Annotated in this window: 16 protein-coding genes and 2 tRNA genes; 14 read left to right on the plus strand and 4 right to left on the minus strand. The window is 55.3% G+C overall.

What is annotated here, in order from left to right; genetic code table 11:
• Window position 1 precedes the first annotated feature (1 nt).
• From J2Z49_RS02780 to J2Z49_RS02800, 5 genes are all read left to right on the plus strand, one after another.
• A complete protein-coding gene (locus tag J2Z49_RS02780; RefSeq protein WP_307399657.1) occupies window positions 2-790 on the plus strand; it encodes an acyl-CoA dehydratase activase in 789 nt (262 codons plus the stop codon).
• 292 nt (window positions 791-1,082) lie between these two features.
• Complete coding sequence (locus J2Z49_RS02785; protein ID WP_307399659.1) at window positions 1,083-1,856, plus strand: MBL fold metallo-hydrolase; 774 nt, start codon at window positions 1,083-1,085, stop codon at window positions 1,854-1,856.
• A 79-nt stretch (window positions 1,857-1,935) separates the two neighbouring features.
• Complete coding sequence (gene rph / locus J2Z49_RS02790) at window positions 1,936-2,721, plus strand: ribonuclease PH (RefSeq protein WP_307399661.1); 786 nt, start codon at window positions 1,936-1,938, stop codon at window positions 2,719-2,721.
• Window positions 2,687-3,295, plus strand: a complete 609-nt coding sequence (locus tag J2Z49_RS02795) for an XTP/dITP diphosphatase (protein WP_307399662.1) — start codon at window positions 2,687-2,689, stop codon at window positions 3,293-3,295. Before rph ends, J2Z49_RS02795 begins: the two co-directional genes overlap by 35 nt.
• Before the next feature lie 21 nt (window positions 3,296-3,316).
• On the plus strand, window positions 3,317-3,787 hold the full coding sequence (locus J2Z49_RS02800; protein WP_307399663.1) for a metallophosphoesterase: 471 nt from the start codon (window positions 3,317-3,319) through the stop codon (window positions 3,785-3,787).
• Between the two features lie 59 nt (window positions 3,788-3,846).
• Here J2Z49_RS02800 and J2Z49_RS02805 read toward each other — a convergent pair whose 3' ends face one another.
• The gene (locus J2Z49_RS02805; protein ID WP_307399665.1) at window positions 3,847-4,461 is read right to left on the minus strand and encodes a DUF47 domain-containing protein; all 615 of its coding nucleotides are present in this window, start codon (window positions 4,459-4,461) and stop codon (window positions 3,847-3,849) included.
• A 195-nt stretch (window positions 4,462-4,656) separates the two neighbouring features.
• Here J2Z49_RS02805 and J2Z49_RS02810 point away from each other — a divergent pair, with 195 nt between their 5' ends.
• The 4 genes from J2Z49_RS02810 to J2Z49_RS02825 all read left to right on the plus strand — a co-directional run bounded on the left by J2Z49_RS02810 (window position 4,657) and on the right by J2Z49_RS02825 (window position 7,059).
• A complete protein-coding gene (locus J2Z49_RS02810; protein WP_307399667.1) occupies window positions 4,657-5,679 on the plus strand; it encodes an inorganic phosphate transporter in 1,023 nt (340 codons plus the stop codon).
• A 97-nt stretch (window positions 5,680-5,776) separates the two neighbouring features.
• Window positions 5,777-5,850: transfer RNA gene (locus J2Z49_RS02815), tRNA-Gly, on the plus strand.
• Window positions 5,851-5,953: 103 nt separating this feature from the next.
• Window positions 5,954-6,886, plus strand: a complete 933-nt coding sequence (locus tag J2Z49_RS02820) for an ATP-binding protein (protein WP_307399669.1) — start codon at window positions 5,954-5,956, stop codon at window positions 6,884-6,886.
• 96 nt (window positions 6,887-6,982) lie between these two features.
• A tRNA-Arg gene (locus J2Z49_RS02825) sits at window positions 6,983-7,059 on the plus strand.
• A 76-nt stretch (window positions 7,060-7,135) separates the two neighbouring features.
• Here the strand turns inward: J2Z49_RS02825 and J2Z49_RS02830 are convergent.
• Both J2Z49_RS02830 and J2Z49_RS02835 read right to left on the minus strand, forming a co-directional pair.
• Window positions 7,136-7,588, minus strand: a complete 453-nt coding sequence (locus tag J2Z49_RS02830) for a hypothetical protein (RefSeq protein ID WP_307399671.1) — start codon at window positions 7,586-7,588, stop codon at window positions 7,136-7,138.
• Between the two features lie 127 nt (window positions 7,589-7,715).
• Complete coding sequence (locus J2Z49_RS02835; RefSeq protein ID WP_307399672.1) at window positions 7,716-8,462, minus strand: thymidylate synthase family protein; 747 nt, start codon at window positions 8,460-8,462, stop codon at window positions 7,716-7,718.
• Window positions 8,463-8,786: 324 nt separating this feature from the next.
• On the opposite strand from J2Z49_RS02835, the gene upp reads away from it, so the two are divergent.
• From upp to J2Z49_RS02850, 3 genes are all read left to right on the plus strand, one after another.
• The gene (upp, locus tag J2Z49_RS02840; RefSeq protein WP_121452105.1) at window positions 8,787-9,425 is read left to right on the plus strand and encodes a uracil phosphoribosyltransferase; all 639 of its coding nucleotides are present in this window, start codon (window positions 8,787-8,789) and stop codon (window positions 9,423-9,425) included.
• Between the two features lie 40 nt (window positions 9,426-9,465).
• Window positions 9,466-10,728, plus strand: coding sequence for a uracil permease (uraA, locus tag J2Z49_RS02845; protein WP_307399675.1), 1,263 nt, complete (start codon window positions 9,466-9,468; stop codon window positions 10,726-10,728).
• 281 nt (window positions 10,729-11,009) lie between these two features.
• Entirely contained in the window at window positions 11,010-12,752 is a 1,743-nt protein-coding gene (locus J2Z49_RS02850; RefSeq protein ID WP_307399676.1) for a methyl-accepting chemotaxis protein, read from the plus strand.
• 60 nt (window positions 12,753-12,812) lie between these two features.
• Here the strand turns inward: J2Z49_RS02850 and J2Z49_RS02855 are convergent, their stop codons facing one another.
• A complete protein-coding gene (locus J2Z49_RS02855; RefSeq protein ID WP_307399677.1) occupies window positions 12,813-12,983 on the minus strand; it encodes a hypothetical protein in 171 nt (56 codons plus the stop codon).
• Between the two features lie 193 nt (window positions 12,984-13,176).
• On the opposite strand from J2Z49_RS02855, the gene J2Z49_RS02860 reads away from it, so the two are divergent.
• Together J2Z49_RS02860 and J2Z49_RS14820 are read left to right on the plus strand one after the other, a co-directional pair.
• The gene (locus tag J2Z49_RS02860; protein ID WP_307399678.1) at window positions 13,177-14,436 is read left to right on the plus strand and encodes an MFS transporter; all 1,260 of its coding nucleotides are present in this window, start codon (window positions 13,177-13,179) and stop codon (window positions 14,434-14,436) included.
• Window positions 14,437-14,493: 57 nt separating this feature from the next.
• Window positions 14,494-14,781, plus strand: a complete 288-nt coding sequence (locus J2Z49_RS14820; protein WP_407650033.1) for a hypothetical protein — start codon at window positions 14,494-14,496, stop codon at window positions 14,779-14,781.
• The last annotated feature ends 67 nt before the right edge of the window (window positions 14,782-14,848 follow it).

The following is a 14,848-nucleotide window of genomic DNA, read 5'->3' on the forward strand; positions in this document are numbered from 1 at the left end:
TTTGTATTGTGGCATTGATTTGGGCAGCCGGAATGTGAAAATTGCCCTGATGGATGAAGAAGGCCGCCTGGAATTTTTTAAATTCGATACCATCGCTTTTTACCGGGAGCACGGCCGGCTGGAAGAAGGTCGGCTGGCGGTGGATTTATCTGTCCTGCTGCCCGCCGGGACGAAACCCCGGACGGTGGTCAGTACCGGTTACGGACGCCAGACTGTGGCCCTGAAAGGAGCCAGGGTGATCCCCGAGATCAAGGCCCATGTCCTGGGGGCGGTCCACCTTACCGGGTTGTCCGATTTCACCCTGCTGGACCTGGGCGGGCAGGACAGCAAGGTGGCCCTGGTGCGGGGCGGCCGGTTGATAGACTTCCAGACCAACGACAAATGCGCCGCCAGTACCGGGCGTTACCTGGAAAATATGGCGGTCGTACTCAACATTACTCTGGACGAGCTCAGCCGCCATTATGAAAACCCCGTGGATCTCAGTTCTACCTGTGCCATTTTCGGGGAAACGGAGTTAATCGGCAAAGTGCTGGAGGGCCACCTCATCCCTTCCCTGGCTGCCGGGGTGAATTACACCATTTTTAAACGCATCCGGCCCATGCTGCTGCGCCTTTTCAGCGACACCCTGGTTTTTACGGGCGGCGTTGCCCAGAACGCCGCTTTAAGGAAGATTCTGGCTAAAGAGCTGGGGGTGCGGGTGGTGGTGCCGGAGAATCCCCAGTATACCGGGGCGGTAGGCTGTTGTGTGGAAGCTAAATTGACTGCCATGCCGCATTTGCAGCGCCACTAGTCCGGTCCGAAGCTAGTATGGCTGCGGCATCGGCTTATTTCGGTTAATGCAGGCTTTTTCTGAGGCCGCAGCGGCAAGAAATTATTAGTTTTTGCGATACAAACCATTTTGTCAGCGCGGAGCACTGGAGTGAGCGGTGGACCCAGCACTCACTGGCATACTAGGTCTTCCTATAACCGGAGGTGTCAATTAAACCTGAAATACCAGGAGCAGAGTCATATTTTGGTGAGTGCTGGGCGGCACCGTAGCGGGATCACTGAACGTTTACAAGTGAGAAGTGGGAGGTGTTGAAATGCGGATCACTGTACTCGGCTGCTGGGCTCCTTACCCGGCCGCGGGCGGGGCCTGTTCCGGCTATCTTCTGCAGGACGGCGGGGGTAATATCCTGCTGGATGCCGGTCACGGCACCTTCAGCCGTCTCGTACAGTTTATCCACCATTGCGACCTGCGGGCCGCGGTGATTACCCACCTGCACCCCGACCACTATGTGGACCTGCACTGCTTGCGCCACGCCACCGCCGCGGGGTTGCGGGAAAAGCACCGCTGGCGTAAAGTGCAGCTTTTTTTGCCCTCAGAACCGGTACATATTTTTGAAGAGCTGTCCGCCTGTACCGATGCCTTTGATGTGGTGCCCATCGAATCCCTGCCGGAGGAGGAGGTGCCCCCGGGAATAAAGGTGCGCTACGGGTCCGTTGGCCCGGTGCGGCTCTTCTTTTTGCCGGCCCGCCACAATCTGCCCGCCTATTCGGTGGGGGTGGAGGGATCGGGCTATTTTGTATATTCCGGGGACAGCGCACCCACCGAAGAACTGGCCGCCCTAGCCGAGGAAGCAGGCATTTTCCTTTGCGAAGCCTCGGGCCTGGATAAGGACGCCGGGTTTTTGCGGGGCCGGCACATGACCGCCCGCCAAGCGGGAACCCTGGCCCGGCAGGCCCGGGTGAAGGAACTAATCATCACCCACTTTTATCCCGAATACGATCTGTCAATTTTGAAGGCCGAAGCCGAGGCAGGTTTTGGCGGAACGGTGGAACTGGCTACCGAAGGGGATACATATTTCCTGTATTAATACGGAACCGGGACATACTATATGGAGCACAGGGCACGGTGGCTTTTCAAAAATAGAAAGATGTGCAGGAGGACGATTTATGGAAAGAGTAGACGGGAGAAAACCCGGTCAGATGAGGCCGGTAAAGATTACCAGGAATTTTAACAAGTATGCCGAGGGGTCGGTGCTGGTGGAAGTGGGGGATACCCGCGTCATTTGCACGGCCACGGTGGAGGAAAGGGTGCCTCCCTTCCGCCAGGATACGGGTATGGGCTGGGTGACTGCCGAGTACGGCATGCTGCCCCGGGCCACAGGCGTGCGCACCTCCCGGGACCTTACCCGGGGTAAGGGCCGCACCCAGGAAATCCAGCGGCTCATCGGCCGCTCCCTGCGCTCGGTGGTGGATTTTTCCGCCCTGGGAGAGCGGACCGTGATCCTGGACTGTGATGTGATCCAGGCCGACGGGGGTACCCGTACCGCTTCCATTACCGGTGCCTTTGTGGCCCTGGTGGATGCCCTGGCCCACCTGGTGGGCGAGGGGTTGATCCCTTATTTGCCCGTGAAAGATTTTGTGGCCGCTACCAGTGTGGGCCGGGTAAACGGAGAACTTGTTCTGGACCTGTGCTTTGCCGAGGACTCGGCCGCCGAAGTGGACATGAATGTGGTGATGACCGGCGAAGGCCGCCTGGTGGAGGTCCAGGGTACCGGGGAGGAAGCCTCCTTTACCCGGGAGGAATTGAACCGGATGCTGGACCTGGCGGCGGAAGGTATCCGGCTGCTGGTGGACTACCAGAAGGAAGTCCTGGGGCCCGCCCTGGTCAGCCAAATTGGACCCAAAGGGGAAGTGAGTGATGAAACTGGTACTGGCCACACGCAATCGGGGTAAGGTAAGGGAACTGAGCCATCTGCTCTCTCCGCTGGGTTACGAGGTGGTTTCCCTGGATCAATATCCCGGTGTGCCGGAAATAATTGAGGACGGTGCTACATTTAAAGATAATGCGGTAAAAAAGGCCACCGCGGTGGCCCGCTATACCGGCCAGTTGGCCCTGGCCGACGATTCGGGCCTGGAAGTGGATTATCTCGGCGGCGCCCCGGGGGTGCACTCGGCCCGCTTTGCCGGTGAGGGGCATGACGACCGGGCCAACAATGAAAAGCTCTTAAGGCTTTTAGCCGGTGTTCCCCCCGAAAAGCGTACCGCCCGCTTTCGTTGTGTGGTGGCCGTGGCCACCCCCGCCGGGCGGGTCTTTACCGCGGAAGGAACCTGTGAGGGAGTGATTGCAGATAGACCCCGGGGTGAAGGGGGTTTTGGTTATGATCCTCTCTTTTATGTACCCGCCTGCGGGAAAACCTTTGCCGAGCTGGACCCGGCGGTAAAAAACCGGATCAGCCATCGTGGCCGCGCCCTGGCCCTCATGCGGGAAATTCTGGCTGGCCTGCGCCGGGAACTGGACGCACGTTAAGCGGAAAGCAGGTGTTATTCAATGCGCATAGGTGTAGTCAGTGATACCCACGGGAAGGTGGACCGGGCCATAAAACTATTAAATCAGTTAGAACCGCTGGATTTAGTGCTCCATGCCGGGGATTATTACCATGATGGCCGGCTGCTGGCGGAGACGCTGGAAGTGACCGTACATGCCGTGGCCGGCAATTGCGATTTTCAAACGGGCGGTCCGGGGGAAGAGGTGCTGGAACTGGCGGGGAAAAAGGTATTTCTCACCCACGGCCATCTGTACCACGTGCATTTTTCCCTGCAGAAGCTCCTCTACCGGGCCCTGGAACTGCAGGTGGACGTGGTGGTTTTTGGGCACACCCACGTCCGTTACTGCCAGATGCACGAGGGCATTTTGTTTTTCAACCCGGGCAGCGTTTACGCCCCCCGGGAGGGACACGACCCTGGGTGCGGCCTCCTGGTAATTGATGGGCGGGAAATTAAGCCGAGTTTTTGCCCGTAAAGAAGAGGGTCATAAACATGCCCCCGGCGGTTCGACCGCCAGGGGGTTTTCTGCCGGTTCTAGCTGCGCATGATGATGCCTTCCAGAGCGTTAGCCACGTCTTCACAACAGTCCAGAATAGATTCCATCTTTTCGTAAATTTCCTTGAACTGGATGATCTTTTTCAGATCGCTATTTTCGTCAAAGAGGACCTGCAAACTTTCCCGGTAGAGCTGGTCCGCCTCTTTTTCCAGGTCGTTGATCCGGAAGGTGTGGCGGTGGATATCGGGCAATTTTTTGGCAGCCAGCAGTTGCACGGCCTCAACAATCTCATCCGTGCAGTTCTCCACTATCCGGGCGAAAAGGCGCATGTACGGGTCCGGTTCTTTAATGCGGTATATGTCCAGCAGGTCCGAGCAGGCTTCCATGCCGTCCAGCACGTCGTCCAGCTTTACCGTCAGCAACATGATGTCTTCCCGTTCCAGCGGGGTAATGAAAGTCTGGTTTAACGCTTTAAAAATGGTATGGGTATACTCGTCACCCCGGTCTTCCAGGAGCTTAATGTTTTCCGCGTAGGTTTCGGTGTCCTCCAGAAGCTCGACGTTTTCCCGGAAAAGCCTGGCGGCCTCCCTGAGGTTTTTCGCAATCAGGATAAAGTGTTCAAAAAAGACATCGGGCTTGCGTTTTAGAATCATAGGAAAATTGCCCCCAATTACTGTCCGTTGTTTGATCTCCTGAACCATTTTAAACGTTATGACGGTCAAAAGTCCAGAGGGATCGGTATGTAGGGACAAAAATTTTATTATTGCATTATTAACAATCTGCTAGATCGGTGTTAATATACAGAGGGAAAAGCCTGTCCAAACTTGTTAAAGAAAGGAGAAAGCCGGGTGCCTGACCCTCACCTCTTGCTGATCTTCGTGGTAATCGTCCTGGCACTGACCTTTGACTTTATCAACGGTTTTCATGATACGGCCAACGCCATCGCTACTTCCATTTCCACCAAGGCTCTGAGGCCCCGCACGGCCATCATCCTGGCTTCGGCGATGAACTTTGTGGGGGCCATGACCTTCACGGGCGTGGCCAAGACCATCGGCGGCAAAATTGCCGATCCCTTAAGTCTGAGCAACGGTCTGGTTATTGTGCTGGCGGCTCTTCTGGCGGCCAGTGCCTGGAACCTGATCACCTGGTACTACGGTCTGCCCAGCAGTTCCTCCCACGCCCTGATTGGTTCCTTAACCGGCGCAGTGATCGCCGCCGCCGGTTTCACAGCGGTTAATTTTCACGGTTTCATTAATATCCTGGAAGCCCTGATTTTTTCCCCGCTTGTAGCTGTAGGCATGGGTTTTGCCATTATGACCTTAATCAAAGTAGTTTTCCGTTACGCCGTTCCCCACCGGATTAACCGGCGATTCCGCATGCTCCAGGTCTTTACCGCTGCATTCCAGGCCTTTTCCCACGGCACCAACGATGCCCAGAAAACCATGGGCATCATTACCTTTGCCCTGGTAGCCGGCGGTTTTCAAAGCTCACTTCACGTTCCTTTTTGGGTCAAGCTATCCGCCGCCCTGGCCATGGCGCTGGGTACCTCGGTGGGCGGCTGGAGGATCATCAAAACCGTCGGCACGCGCATCATCAAGCTGGAGCCCGGCAGCGGGTTTTCCGCCGACTTGAGTTCGGCCCTGGTGATCCTGGGAGCCACGTTATTAAAACTCCCCGTGAGCACGACCCACGTGATTTCTTCTTCGGTCATCGGTGTCGGTACGGCCAGGCGTTTTTCCACGGTCAAGTGGGGAACGGCACAAAAGATCGTCCTGGCCTGGGTGGTGACGCTGCCGGTGACTGCCGCTCTGGCGGGGTTGTCCTATGGGTTGTGCACTGGTATCAGCCGGCTGGCATCCGTTATTTTCTAAGGGGCTTCGTTAATGCACAATGATAAATTTACTTTGACTTTCGGCGGTGTTTTAGTTATAATATACTTGCTGCCGACAACTTAAAAATTTTTTTCGAGCGGGTGTAGCTCAATGGTAGAGCACCGGCCTTCCAAGCCGGGTACGTGGGTTCGATTCCCATCACCCGCTCCAGTTTTTGATCATATGTTTTTTTGTTATGCCCGGCAGAATACCTTTCCGACTATGCCCATTCCCTCCCCTTTCACTTTTGCCAGAGGAAAGAGGGTGGTTGACAATGCGGCGCTGTGTGAAATGCAAAGGGGAGCCGGTAATCAATCTTAAGTCGACCAATGCAGCTTTCTGTAAAGAACATTTTATCGAGTATTTTTTAAGGCAGGTAACCAGGGCCATCAAAAAATATAAAATGCTTGCCGAGGGGCAACAGGTGCTGGTTGCCGTTTCAGGCGGGAAGGACAGCATGGCCCTGTGGGATGCCCTTTTGTCCCTGGGGTACAGGGCGGACGGGTTGCACGTAGACCTGGGCATAGGAGAATATTCCAAAGGTTCCCGGTTAATTTGTGAAAGGTTTGCCGCCGGCCGGAGGGCCAGGTTGTACGTGCTTTCCCTTGTGGACACATACGGCAGCAATATGCAGGAAATTGTCCGGCGTACCCGCCGGGTGAGCTGTTCCGTCTGCGGCACAGTTAAAAGGTACCTGATGAACTTGGTGGTACAGCAAAAGGGTTACCAGGTGGTGGCCACGGGGCACAATCTGGACGACGAAACGGCGGCTTTGCTTGGCAATTTATTTGGCTGGCAGGAAGGTTATCTGGCGCGCCAGTATCCCCACCTGCCATCTACCCATCCCCGTCTTCCCGCCCGCATCAAACCGCTGGTCCGGCTGGGAGAGCTGGAGACGGAAATGTACTGCCAGTTAAGAGGTATTGAATATCTGGCAGATGACTGTCCCCTGGCCAGGGGAGCAACCTCTCTAGCTTATAAGGAATTAATTAATTCTCTGGAAGAAAAAATGCCCGGTACCAGGCAAAGGTTTCTCTTCGGTTTCTGGGACAGGGGGCGCAGGAATTTTACCGATGATGTACCAGTGGAATTAAAAGACTGTTCCCTGTGCGGCCAGCCGACCACGGCCGGCACCTGCCTATTTTGCCGCCTGATGCAAAAGGCAGGTATCGATCCCATGATCCAGCCACAGGTACAGGAGATGTAAAAAGCTTGTCACAGGCTGTTGCTGTATAACACTTCGTATTGTATAATATAAGCACTGAGAATCAATAGGGGCTGCAGGTAACCTGCCCCCTATTATGTCCCAGTAGCTCAGCTGGATAGAGCAACGGACTTCTAATCCGTGGGTCGGGGGTTCGAATCCCTCCTGGGACGCCAGCAAAAAGACCGCCTTCAGGTTAAACTGTGAGGCGGTCTTTTTATTTATCATCTAAGTCCCGCAATAAACAAAGGATCACTGACCGGATATTTCCAGGCGCAGGAGCCTGATTTCCCGGTCGTGCTCTTCCAACTTGACAGAAGTTTCTATTTGCCTGCGTGCAATGTACTCAACCCTGTCCTCGATTTTGGCCAAGGAGTTCCTGATGCTGACGAAGTAGTCCATGTGAACCGCGCGGGCATCGAAGAGGGCGCGGATCTTGTCGATGATTTCGTTTTCGATGCGGGTTTCCATCCGTTCCATGCGCCCGGCGAGTTCCTGCTGGCCCTGCTCCAGGCCGCCGACACGCTTGGCGAGTTCCTGCTGGCCCTGCTCCAGGCCGCCGACACGCTTGACGAGTTCCTGCTGGCCCTGCTCCAGGCCGCCGATGCGTTGCTCCACGTTGCCGATACGTTGCTCCATATTACCGGCGCGTTGATTCAAGGCCTTTAATTCACCGAGTATTTCTTTCAGCAGTTGCTCGGACATGGATTATTCCCCTTTCGGTTATTTCCTTCGCGGGTGATCGGAGTGGCCCGCGAGGCAGTCCAGGGATAAATCTAAAAAGTCGGCAGGGCAATGAGCGAGGGGTATACCCACCTGCTGATTTTTTGTTTTAAAGGCCGACCCTGGCACGGGCGTAGGGTTCCATGTGGCCGCGCACATTGAGGCTCTTGGACATGACGATCATTTCCCCGTCTTCCAGGGGGATACCCGTTTTGGGGTGGGGGCCTATCTGCTCAACCAACCATTCTTTGAACAACTGCAGGCCGCCCATGTTAACCGGGAACCCGCCCCACAAATCCCAGGCCCGGAAGTAGACGTAAAAGTGCATCCGGTAAACGCCGGCCTTTCTATCCATGCGGATTTTGGTGTCAATCAGCCTGAGGCAGGGCAGGGATTTACCTCTGGCCAGATCGGACGGAGAAGCGATTTCTATGCACCCCTTCACGTGGTCAAATCCATAGGTGCGGTAGTAGCGAATCAGGTCGTCCACCTGCTCGCAGATGCGTTCGCCGTAAGTGTACGACTCGTTTTCCGCTTTGTACGGGTTCAGGATATAGGTGGCAAAGTACTCCTCGATCTTGTCCATCGTGGTAGGGGGAGCCGGAATACCCAGTCCGGGCGGCAGGATATCGCAGAGCGGTCGCTCCCAGGGGTGGGTGATCTGGCAGACTGCGAAATCAAACTCCCGCCGGCTGTTGTCGCACCGGCCGTGCTCGTCCGCGCCGCCGCCCCACTCGGGGAAATATGTATAGGCGTCAATTTCAAACAGCTTTTTTAAAAGCAGGTACCAGGCTTCAGGCAGGTTCCTGGCTCTAATAAAAACTGGCTCAAGATATTCCCTAATATCTTCAGACATTTCCGTCCTCTCCTTTTGCTGGTATGGCTACCGGTATGAATTTAACATTTGGGAGATTTTTGGTCAAGATATATATCTTAGCCTGGCGGACTCTCTTGACAGGGTTCGTCCCGGAATTCTTCACCGGGATCAGCCGGAGAGCTTGAAATGCAGGAGATTTCCAGCGGCCCGAAAAACTTGCGGGCTTTTTGTTTTCCCTTAAGCTTGTGGGATCATAACCCGGGAGAAAATTTCTCTGTTAAGTGATCTTCTTAAAATGGTTTTTGCCCTTTTTGTCGAATAGTGCTTATTTGTGTGCAAATGATCTGCGTAGGAGGGAAAAAAGTGAGTTCTGTAATTTTAGTGAGGCATCCTCTGGTAAGCGACCGGCTCAGGACTTTACGGGACCGGGAAACCGACACCGAGTTGTTCCGCAGGGCTTTGAGGGAACTGGGCCTGATTCTGGCCATTGAAGCGACCCGCCACCTGCCCACCAGGGAAACCGCCGTGGTTACACCCCTGGGTGTGGAGGCCCGGGTTGAAGAGGTGGATTCCTCCAGGTGCCTGTTGGTTCCGGTGCTGCGGGCGGGCCTGGGTTTTGTGGACAGCTTTTTTGAATTCCTGCCCAAGGCCAGGGTGGCCCACGTAGGCGTGGCCAGGGACCACGATACCCTGGAAGCGAGGGTTTATCTGAGTTCAGTGCCCGGCAATGCGTTTGAGTACGATCATGTATTTATCCTGGACCCCATGCTGGCCACCGGCAACAGCAGCGTAAAAGTTTTGGAACTGCTGCGGGAGACCGGTTACTCAACTGAAAAGGTAGTACTGGTTTGCGGGTTTGCCGTGGAGACCGGGATAAAACAGGTTACCCGGAAATTTCCCGGTGTCCGGATCGTAACGGCCGCCATAGACCCGGTGTTAAACGATCTCGGCTATATTGTGCCCGGCCTGGGGGACGCGGGAGACAGGCTCTTTTTGCTATAACCCGCCGGAAAGGTTTTGTTGAACAAGGGGGGAACATTAAGTGAACGGGAGAGAAATACAGGTTGAAGAAAGATTGCCCCTGCTTCAGACCCTGCCGCTCAGCCTGCAGCACCTTTTCGCCATGTTCGGTGCTACCGTGCTGGTGCCGGTACTCTTTAAAATAAACCCGGCCACCGTCTTATTGTTTAACGGCATCGGTACTCTCCTTTATTTGGCCGTCTGCAAGGGCCGCATCCCGGCCTACCTCGGCTCCAGTTTTGCTTTTATTTCACCGGTCTTTGTAGTTTTGTCCAAATACAGTTACAGCGATGCCCTGGGTGGCTTTGTAGCCGTGGGCCTGTTCTTTACCGCCGTGGCCCTGTTAATCGGCGCGGTGGGTACCAGGTGGATTGACGTGGTGTTTCCCGCTGCGGCCATGGGGGCCATAGTGGCCGTCATCGGTCTTGAGCTGGCGCCGGTGGCCGCGCAGATGGCCGGGCTGGTCGGAGAGCCCGGCAAGCCCTATGTTCCAGACCCGAAGGCAATCACCGTATCCATGTTTACCCTGGGGGTGACCATCCTGGGATCGGTGGTCTTCAGGGGGTTCATGGCGATTATTCCGGTCCTGTTTGGGGTAGTGGCTGGTTATATCCTTTCCTTTTTCATGGGCCTGGTCAATACCGACATGATCCGCAGCGCCCCCTGGTTCGCCTTTCCCGACCTTTATTTCCCAACCTTCAACCCGGCCGCCGTAGCCATCATCCTGCCGGCAGCGCTGGTGGTGATAGCCGAACACATCGGTCACCTCTTTGTGACCAGCAATATCGTGGGCAGGGACCTGGCCAGAGACCCAGGTTTAAACCGCTCCCTGCTCGGCAATGGTCTTTCAACGTTGCTTTCGGGCTTTTTCGGATCCACCCCAAACACCACTTACGGCGAGAATATAGGGGTAATGGCCGTCACCAGGGTTTACAGCGTCTGGGTGATCGGGGGGGCCGCAGTTATGGCCATTGTTCTTTCTTTCGTCGGCAAGCTTGCCGCGGCCATCCAGAGCATCCCGGTGCCGGTTATGGGCGGCATTTCCCTGCTGCTCTTCGGTGTGATTGCCGCTTCCGGGATCCGGATGCTGGTGGAATCGAAGGTTGATTACAGCAAGGTCCGCAACTTGATCCTGACCTCGGTGGTGCTGATTGTCGGGATCAGCGGTGCCCGGATTGAACTGGGGGCCGTGAGCCTGAAGGGAATGGGTCTTGCCACCGTTGTTTCGATTTTGCTCAGTCTCGTTTTTAAACTGCTGGACCTGCTCGGCCTGACAAGGGAATAAAAGTGCCATTTAAATAAATGGGATAAAGAAGTTAATTGTCAATTTCTGTAGTACAGGGATGATAAATACAAAGGGTTAGTGGAATTGATCGGGAAGATTCCTTTTGAAGTTTGTCATCACGTTAGGTGATGATATGCAAGATTATAACGCCGGGACGGCTTTTTTTTTGGGGGGGTAAGTGTGTAGGATTGTGGCCTCAAGAGGTAATCGAAGGCAGGAAAGAGCAATTATATGACGAAAATAATGCGAACTAAAACTTGGCCTTAAAGGGGGGTATGTTCATGTCCCGGGGTTTTCAAAGCATGCAGGGCAAGGTGGTCCTGCTGGTGGTTGGCCTTATCACTGTGGCAGCCTTTATCGTTGGTTCTTTGAGCGTGTGGCAGATCAAGCGGTTTGGGGAAAACGATGTGGAAAAAACCCGCGAACATATGTTGGCGGAGCGGGAGGGAAAGTTAAAGAGCCTGGTTGAAAGCGCACATAACCTTCTCAATGAATACCTGCAGCGCGCCCAGAAAGGCGAATTTTCCGTGGAAGAGGCACAGGAGCGGGCGCTTAAGCGCATCGGTCACATGATCTACGACGGGGGGGAGGGGTATTTCTGGATCCATTCGGCAGGAAATCGGGCGATAATGTTAATGCACCCGTTCAAGCCGGAAATGCAGGGTAAGGACGTGACCGCTTACGAGGATCTGACCGGCGTGCGCTCGGTATTTTACAATGGAGAGGTTTACGCCCGGGATGCCGATGCGGTTCGGGCCCATGTGCGGCCAACCAGGCTTTTTGCCGAGATGAACCGCCTCTGTGCTGAAAAGGGCGAGGGTACTGTAGAATATTACTGGCCCAAGCCCGGGGAAGATCCTTCAGTGGTTTACCCGAAGGTTTCCTACGTCAAACTGTTCGGGCCGTGGAACTGGGTGATCGGAACCGGCATGTATGTTGATGATGTCGAAAGGGAAGTGGCAAAGATCAGGCAGGAAACCAGTGCCAGGATCGGCCAGGTGGTGCTGGCAGTCATCCTTTCGCTCCTCGGCTGCCTGGCGATTGCTGTTTTGCTTGCGGTCTTCTTTGCCCGGCGCTTTGTGCGGCCGGTGAACGACATGGTTGTGGCGGCTGAGCGGCTGGCCCAGGGTGATCTTACCGCTGCAGTAACCATAACCACCCGCGATGAAATCGGCCGCCTGGCCCAGGCCTTTGAGCACATGCGCCAGGGGTTGCGGCAGCTGATTGAGGGCATCAGCCAGGGGAGCAACCAGGTTTCCCATACTGCGGCAGCGCTTTCCTCCCAGATGGATCAGACGTCAAGTGCGGCTACAGAAAATGCCGCTACCGTTGGTGAAATTGCCGCTACGGTGGATAACGTGGCTGAAAACATAAAAGCCGTTTCCGGCCAACTGGCGGAAGCCGGCCGGCAGGCCGACCAGAGCCAGCGGAATATCGACAGGGTGATAGACACCATGCGGGAAATTGAACAGTCGTCTCAAGAAGCGGCCCGCTCTGTAGAAACGTTGATCCAGGCCATTGAAAAAATAGTGCTATTTGTAGGTGCAATTAACGATATTGCCGAACAGACCAACCTTTTAGCATTAAACGCAGCGATTGAAGCAGCCCGGGCCGGTGATGCTGGCCGGGGGTTTGCCGTGGTTGCGGAAGAAGTGCGCAAGCTGGCGGAAAACTCCGCCCGCTCGGCAAAGGAAATAAGCTCCATCATCGGCGAGGTGCAGCAGCAGTCGGCCCAGGCCGTCAGAATTATGGAAAGCGGCAAGGAAAAAACCGTTCACGGCGGCCGGGTGGTGGAGGAAGTGGGCCGGTCCCTGATGGCCATCATCGAGCTGGTTAAAGGGCTCAGCCAGAAGGCCCGGGAAGTGGCCGAGGCAGCCGGGCAGATGTCGGAAGCGGTTCAAAACGTGGCCGCTACCACGGAAGAACAAACCGCGGCCATGGAAGAAGTTGCGGCTTCAGCCGCCGAGCTAAACAAAATAGCTGGTTCTATGAAGGAAATGGTCGGCCGGTTCAGGCTGGAGTAAGGGAGAATCAAAGAGAAGGCGGGCCTGCCTTTGGGGCGGCCCGCTTTTTTACCGGTTACGTCATTTGTTAATCCAGGGCCGGTTGATTTCCTTCAAGTTATTGAAGTCGTTCATTTTTATCAGGTAATCCGAATAATCTTCAATCATGCGGGAGGTAACATAACACCCCGGCAGATGGTGTTCTTTTGCAGTACGGGTTTTCCCGGTTCCCGGTGCAACCCGCCTTTTCATTCCCTTCGCTCCTTTCCGCAAGGTTCCGGTTTTTATTTACCGGGCGTTTATAGGTGGCGTTTATAGGTTATGGCGAAGAAACCTGGCAATAGGTTCCCCGATATTTTCGGGGGCAGGGAAAAGGGCGGCTAACAGAGAATTGGACCTGTAGCCGGATTTAAAGCAAAAATTTTAAGGATGGTCACCAAGAGAAATGAGAACACCCTCTAACCCGCAACAAAAGCAACGTCACGGAATTAAGGCCATTATTTCCTCCCTGCGTCACCGGAATTTTCGCCTGTTCTGGACCGGACAATGCATTTCCCTGGTGGGTACCTGGATGCAGAACATGGCTCAATCCTGGCTGGTGCTGGAACTAACCGGTTCGCCATTTTTGCTGGGACTGGTGGGAGGTTTGCAGTTTGTCCCATTGCTCTTCTTTGCCCTCATTGCCGGGGCGGTGGCCGACCGCCTGCCCAAACGCCCCTTGCTTCTGTTCACCCAGGGTATGTCCATGTTATTTGCTCTTGTCCTGGGCCTGCTAACTCTCTATAACGTGGTGCAGTACTGGCATGTGGCCGTGCTGGCTTTCCTTCTGGGTACGATCAATGCCCTGGACATGCCGGCGCGCCAGGCTTTCATCATCGAACTGGTAGGTCGGGAAGATTTGATGAACGCCATTGCCCTGAATTCCTCCATCTTCAATGGGGCGCGGATAATCGGTCCGGCGGTAGCCGGTCTGGTGATCAGCACCGTGGGGATTGCCGCCTGTTTTCTGGCCAACGCTGCCAGCTTTTTGTTTGTGCTGGGTGGGCTTTTATTGGTCCGGGTAAGGGGGGAGGTAGATGGCAGGGAAGATCATCGAAATCTGTGGGAAGATGTGCACGAGGGTCTTGCCTATATTCGTTCCAACTCAACGGTGTTCACCGTGCTGGCCATGGTTGGTGGTATGAGTGCTTTAGCCATGAATTTTAACGTGCTGGTGCCTGTTTTTGCCCGGGAGGTGCTGCACCGGCAGGCCCAGGGCTTTGGCTTTCTCATGTCCGCCACGGGTCTGGGTGCCTTTGCCGGCGCGCTTACCGTGGCCTACCTCAGCAACCGCGGCCCGCGGCTGAAATTGCTCCTGGCCGGCGCTTCAGGCTTGTGTTTTTGCGAGCTGATGCTGGCCCCGGTACGCCTTTACTCCCTGGCCCTGGTGCTGCTGTGCCTGGCCGGCTTTGCCGTGAGCACCTTCAGTGCTTCCGCCAACGCCACCGTCCAGATGAACGTTCCCGACCACCTGCGGGGGCGGGTGATGAGCGTTTATTCCCTGGTGTTTATCGGCCTGGTGCCTGCCGGCAATTTTTTCAGCGGTACGGTGGCCCACCTCTGGGGTGCTCCGGCTGGGTTCGCCCTGGGTGGCGGCCTGGCCTTGCTGTTCCTGCTTTTCCTGGGCCGCCGGCTGCTGCGGCAACAGCATTCTCCAGTTCCCTAATAAGAAAACCGGGGAACTCCACGGAGTTCCCCGGCGCGCCAAAGGGGTTTTCCCTTAGTGAATGGCCGTGATAAAGGCCCCGGCGGCCACGGCGGTACCGATTACGCCGGCCACGTTTGGTCCCATGGCGTGCATGAGGGCGCCGATTTAGGCACCAGCAGGATAATCACCAGGCTGGCCAGCAAGGGGAAGAGGATTTTTTCTCTCTTGCTCACCGGGCGCATTTGTTTCATGACCATGGCCCGCTCCCTGGGTGCCCGTTGCAGAACTCCGGTGACCAACCAGGTGCGACCATCCAATTTTTGCTTCTTGTATTCAACAAACAGTATATTGTATACAGATTGAAAATACAACACCCCTTTCCCAGCCTTTCTAAAACAATATTCAAAATTCCAAATATCAGAAATCGCTT

The sequence above is a fragment of the Desulfofundulus luciae genome (assembly GCF_030813795.1).
In the GTDB taxonomy this organism is placed as follows: domain Bacteria; phylum Bacillota; class Desulfotomaculia; order Desulfotomaculales; family Desulfovirgulaceae; genus Desulfofundulus; species Desulfofundulus luciae.

Excerpts from the sequence above, each read along its gene's own strand:
- J2Z49_RS02785 (WP_307399659.1), top strand. The coding sequence starts at position 1,083 with ATGCGGATCACTGTACTCGGCTGCTGGGCTCCTTACCCGGCCGCGGGC.
- rph (WP_307399661.1), top strand. The coding sequence starts at position 1,936 with ATGGAAAGAGTAGACGGGAGAAAACCCGGTCAGATGAGGCCGGTAAAG.
- J2Z49_RS02795 (WP_307399662.1), top strand. The coding sequence starts at position 2,687 with ATGAAACTGGTACTGGCCACACGCAATCGGGGTAAGGTAAGGGAACTG.
- J2Z49_RS02800 (WP_307399663.1), top strand. The coding sequence starts at position 3,317 with ATGCGCATAGGTGTAGTCAGTGATACCCACGGGAAGGTGGACCGGGCC.
- J2Z49_RS02805 (WP_307399665.1), bottom strand. The coding sequence starts at position 4,461 with ATGATTCTAAAACGCAAGCCCGATGTCTTTTTTGAACACTTTATCCTG.
- J2Z49_RS02820 (WP_307399669.1), top strand. The coding sequence starts at position 5,954 with ATGCGGCGCTGTGTGAAATGCAAAGGGGAGCCGGTAATCAATCTTAAG.
- J2Z49_RS02830 (WP_307399671.1), bottom strand. The coding sequence starts at position 7,588 with ATGTCCGAGCAACTGCTGAAAGAAATACTCGGTGAATTAAAGGCCTTG.
- J2Z49_RS02835 (WP_307399672.1), bottom strand. The coding sequence starts at position 8,462 with ATGTCTGAAGATATTAGGGAATATCTTGAGCCAGTTTTTATTAGAGCC.
- J2Z49_RS02850 (WP_307399676.1), top strand. The coding sequence starts at position 11,010 with ATGTCCCGGGGTTTTCAAAGCATGCAGGGCAAGGTGGTCCTGCTGGTG.
- J2Z49_RS02855 (WP_307399677.1), bottom strand. The coding sequence starts at position 12,983 with ATGAAAAGGCGGGTTGCACCGGGAACCGGGAAAACCCGTACTGCAAAA.
- J2Z49_RS02860 (WP_307399678.1), top strand. The coding sequence starts at position 13,177 with ATGAGAACACCCTCTAACCCGCAACAAAAGCAACGTCACGGAATTAAG.